The organism is Deltaproteobacteria bacterium (assembly GCA_016234845.1).
In the GTDB taxonomy this organism is placed as follows: Bacteria; Desulfobacterota; Deferrimicrobia; order Deferrimicrobiales; family Deferrimicrobiaceae; genus JACRNP01.
In genome coordinates, this window is sequence record JACRNP010000043.1 from 1 (window position 1) to 4,340 (window position 4,340).

Sequence of the window (4,340 nt, forward strand, 5' to 3'; positions counted from 1 at the left end):
CACGCAGCTGCCCCTCGTGAGGAAGACGGCCGTTGCGGTGCAGAAACCGGCGTTGGCGAACGTGGATCTGCGGGCGGACGTGGTGGCCACGATCCAGACGGAACCGCCCGTCTCCAATTTTGGAAAGTATAACCCGTACAGCAATATGGGGAAGCCGCTCAAGGTGACGGCCACGGTGGAAAACGCCGGAATCACGAAAGCGGACAAGGTCGCGATCGGGGTCTTCTTTTCGCGGATGCCGGGCGTCCCGATGAAGCAGAACGCCTGGGAGTATCATTACGTTGTCGACCTGGGGCCGGGCGAGGTCGTCTCCTACCCGTTCGACATCCTGTTCCACTCGACGATGGTCACCTTCACGGTGAACGGGGAGTTCGCTGGGGACGAGAAGAACAAGGGGAACAACACCTCGCAACTCTATGTGAAATTCTGACCCGGTCCGCGCCGGCGCTGTCCCGAAGCGCCGGCGCGCATCGATCGCTCCGCCTTCAGGCGTCCCGGACCCAGGTCACCCGGAGAAGGTTCGCGTCCTCCGACCATTTGTAGGCGACCGTCCCGCGGCACGCCTTCCGGATCTCCCTCCCGATGCGCTGGGCGAGTTTTTCGTCTGTGGTCAGCAGCTCGACGGTCTCGTCCCGATCCCGGATCTCCATGATCCGCTCGAGAGGGTTCATTCCCCGGGCGCGGCGCTCCTCGTTCCGGGCGATCGTCAGGATCTCGTCCCGGTGGGTGATCAGGAACCTCCCGCGCAACGTGACGATGCCCGAGGGGAGGCCGTCGGCCGTCTTGCGGCAGGCGGGGCACCGGCGGAAGGGAGCCCCGGCGCGCGCCAGGGCGGCGTACTCCTTCTCGTCCATGTACCACCGCTTCTTCCGGTGGATGGCATGGCAATCCCGGCAGATCCCCGCTTCGGGCTCTGCCTTGCGGGGGATGTAGGGGTCCGCGGTCCGGTCGACGTTCTTGCGGCTGGCGGGGTCGAATCGGGGTGTCGTCATCGGTTCACCCTCCTTTCCCCTTCATGATACCGCCGAACCGCTTCTCCGGAGCCAGTGGCGGAGGAAGTTCCGCCGATAGCGGGTGAAGACGCGGTAATTCTGCACGGAAACGGAGGGACGGGTGGGTCCCGCCGCCCCGCCCCCCATGGTGACCGCGCTCTTGTCGGAGAGTCGGTGCAGGAGGGAGAGCTCCGTTCCCCACTCCCAGGCGCGGCTCCTCTCCGAGATACCGATGGTGCTCGACCACCGCAAAAAGGCGGGGACGGCCAGCCGCCGCTCGAGGTCGACCTGGTTCGATTCCCCGAATCCGTCCTTGGCGTCCCAGTACGGGATGACGGTGAGGCGGCAAAGCGTTTCGAACCCGAGCTCCCGGACGTGCTGGAACCGAGTCCGCACGAACGCGTTGGGGGGGATCTTCACCCGGACGCCGGCTCCGAAGTCCACGGTCGTGCGCGCGGCCCGGAACAGGTCGTACACGATCTCGGTGGATCCCCTGCGGCTCGGGCTCGAGATGTCGAGCCCGGGGTTTCCCGGGTCCTCCTGCCGGACCGCCGTCTGGTCTCCCCGCGTCTCCCCCGATACCACGAGGCGCCACTTCCGCGAGAGGCGCGGGAGACGGACCCAGGCGCGCAAGCGCGTCCGGTACTGGAACCGGTCGGCCTCGTCCCATCGGAAGTCGTTCGTCCAGCGAAGCGACGATTCCGGGGCTGCGGCATCCGCGATCCGCTCGTCCCCGAAGAACCGGTCGAACCAGTCCACCATGGCGAACATGTCCCGCTCGAAACGGGCGTGATACCGGTCCGCCCAGGTCGCGTTGTCGACGCCGGCCGGCGTTGCGGCGATGACGTTGTCGGAGGCGGGTGGGAGTGGGACCTCGCCGGCGGACGCCCCGGCGGAAACCGCGAGGGCGACCATCGCGACGCGAACGACCGTGGCGAAACGGTTCATGGGTGCCCGGGGGAGGCCGGAGCCCGCGGGGTTGTTCCCCGCGGGCCGGCCGGAAATGTCCGTGCCCTTACGGCTTGAAGGTCGACTCCTCGACGATCGCTTTGTAGAGGTACCCGGCCCCGAAATCCTTGTCCTTGTACAGCGTCCCCTTCGCGGTCACCACGTCGCCGACCTTCGGGGCGGTTTTCCCCGTGAACACGAGGTTGTTCGTCCCCTTGGAGGCGTCGCCGCTCCCGTCCCGCAGGTGGACCCAGTTCCGATCCATGATCATCTTCGACACCTTGACGACCTTGCCGCGAACGACCACGGTTTTCTTCTCGAGTTTCGCGGCCTTCTCGTACACCTCGGCCACCGTGTACGCGTCCGCGCCCTTGGCCTTTTCCACCTTGATCGGCTCGGTGGAGGCAGGTGCCTTCGCGCCCTCGCTCCCTCCCCCCGCCATGTTTCCGAAGGCCGAAGCCTCGCGGGCCGCGATCAACACGAAGGCGCAAAGGCAAAGGGCGGCCCACCTGCGAATACGATCCATCCGGTTCCCCTTCCCACGTTTTTTGCGGTATTTTATCACCCCGCGGCCGGAATGTCCCCGACGGAGCCGGGGCCGCGCCTTCCCCTAAAGAATACCGGCGGATTATCCGATATCGATGGAGGGAGTCACACAGGAAAGGAGCGCCCCGTGAAGAAATCCCGGAACACCCGCCAGCGCGCCGTCATTCTGGAAGTGCTGAAAAGAGGGCGCGTCCACCTCACCGCCGAGGAAGTGTACCGGGAAGCCCGAAAGGCGCTGCCGACGGTAAGCCTGGGGACGGTGTACCGGAACCTGAACTTCCTGCGGGACCACGGGATGGCGAGGGAGATCCGCAGCGGCGACGTGGGGAGCGTCCGCTTCGAGGCGTCGCGCGACCTCCACGCACACTTCCACTGCCGCTCCTGCCGCTCGGTCGTGGACATCCCCCTTCCCGGGGAGCTGTCGGGCGAACGGTGGGGCGAGATCGGGCCGATCGCGTCGGTGGACTCCATCGACCTGCACGTGATCGGGGACTGCTCCGACTGCGGCGCCCGGGCGTGACGGTGGAGGATACGGCGTGGGAACCGAGGAGGCGATCCCCCGGCAGCAGGCGATGATCGGCGAGATGTTCCGGAAGGTCGTGGACGGCATCCCCGTGATGCTCATCTGCTACGACGGGGCCGCGAATCCCGTTCTCGTGAACGGCGAATTCACCAGAGTCCTCGGCTGGACGCTCGAAGATGCCCGCAAGGTCGACCTGATGGCCGAGTGCTACCCCGACCCGGCGTACCGGAAGGAGGTCCGCGCGTGCATGGCCGCCGCGGAGCCGGGGTGGAACGATTTCCGGGTCCGCGCGCGGGACGGCCGGATCGTGGAGACCTCGTGGGCCAACGTCCACCTGTCCGACGGCTCGCATATCGCGATCGGGATCGACGCGACGGAGCGCCTGCGCGCGGAAAAGGAGGCGCTGGCGGACCGGCTCTTGCGGATCGGTGAGGAAAAAGCGCTCGAGAGCAGGGAGCGGTACCGGGAGCTCCTGGAGATCACTTCCGACTGGCTATGGGAGGTCGACCGGAGCGGTGTATACACATATGTCGGCCCCGGCGTCCGGTGCCTCCTCGGGTACGAGCCCGACGAATTGCTCGGCAAGAGGCCTTTCGACCTGATGCCCGCCGACGAGGCCGCCCGCGTCGAGAAACTGTTCATGTCCATGATCGAGAACGGATCACCGCTCCACCGGATCGAGAACGTCAATCGGCACAAGGATGGGCGGCTGCTGACACTGGAAACCAACGGGGTGCCTTTCTTCGGACCGGACAACGCCCTGCAGGGGTACCGGGGCGTGGACCGGGACATCTCCGACCGGGTGGAGGCGGCCGTCGCCCTGCGGTCGAGCGAAGGAAGGTACCGGAGCCTGTTCGAAGGAGCCGGCGCCGTGATGCTCCTGATCGATCCGGAGTCGGGAAGAATCGTCGACGCCAACCCCGCGGCCGGCGGATATTACGGATTCCCGTGCGACAGGCTTCGATCCATGACGATCCTGGAGATCAACGTCCTTCCCCCGGAGGAGGTCTTCCGGGATATGGACAAGGCGCGGAACGGGGAACGTGGCCGATTCACGTTCACGCACCGCCTTGCGTCGGGGGAATTGCGGCCGGTCGAGGTCTTCAGCGGGCCGATCCGGGTACACGACAGGGATCTGCTGTTCTCGATCGTCCACGACATCGCGGACCGGGTCCGCGCCGAGGAGGCGCTGCGGGAGAGCGAGGAGCGGTTCCGGTCGCTCGCGGAACGGATTCCGCAGCCGGTCTTCGAGACCGGCGAGGACGGCCGGCTGACCTACATGAACCTCCACGGGAGGAATCTGTTCGGATATCCGGAGGGGGAGCTCGTCG

Annotated in this window: 6 protein-coding genes; 3 read left to right on the forward strand and 3 right to left on the reverse strand. The window is 66.5% G+C overall.

Annotation, left to right across the window (positions count from 1 at the left end; translation table 11 throughout):
* Positions 1–16 precede the first annotated feature (16 nt).
* Positions 17–430: a hypothetical protein gene (locus HZB86_03935; GenBank protein MBI5904689.1), complete on the forward strand. Its 414-nt coding sequence runs from the start codon at positions 17–19 to the stop codon at positions 428–430.
* 55 nt (positions 431–485) lie between these two features.
* Here the strand turns inward: HZB86_03935 and HZB86_03940 are convergent, their stop codons facing one another.
* From HZB86_03940 to HZB86_03950, 3 genes are all read right to left on the reverse strand, one after another.
* Entirely contained in the window at positions 486–992 is a 507-nt protein-coding gene (locus tag HZB86_03940) for a hypothetical protein (protein MBI5904690.1), read from the reverse strand.
* 21 nt (positions 993–1,013) lie between these two features.
* Positions 1,014–1,940, reverse strand: a complete 927-nt coding sequence (locus HZB86_03945) for a hypothetical protein (GenBank protein MBI5904691.1) — start codon at positions 1,938–1,940, stop codon at positions 1,014–1,016.
* 67 nt (positions 1,941–2,007) lie between these two features.
* Positions 2,008–2,466, reverse strand: a complete 459-nt coding sequence (locus HZB86_03950; protein ID MBI5904692.1) for a hypothetical protein — start codon at positions 2,464–2,466, stop codon at positions 2,008–2,010.
* A gap of 147 nt (positions 2,467–2,613) precedes the next feature.
* On the opposite strand from HZB86_03950, the gene HZB86_03955 reads away from it, so the two are divergent.
* Positions 2,614–3,006: a transcriptional repressor gene (locus HZB86_03955; protein ID MBI5904693.1), complete on the forward strand. Its 393-nt coding sequence runs from the start codon at positions 2,614–2,616 to the stop codon at positions 3,004–3,006.
* A 16-nt stretch (positions 3,007–3,022) separates the two neighbouring features.
* Positions 3,023–4,340, forward strand: a 1,318-nt coding sequence (locus HZB86_03960; GenBank protein MBI5904694.1) for a PAS domain S-box protein, incomplete at its 3' end; no start/stop codon positions are given.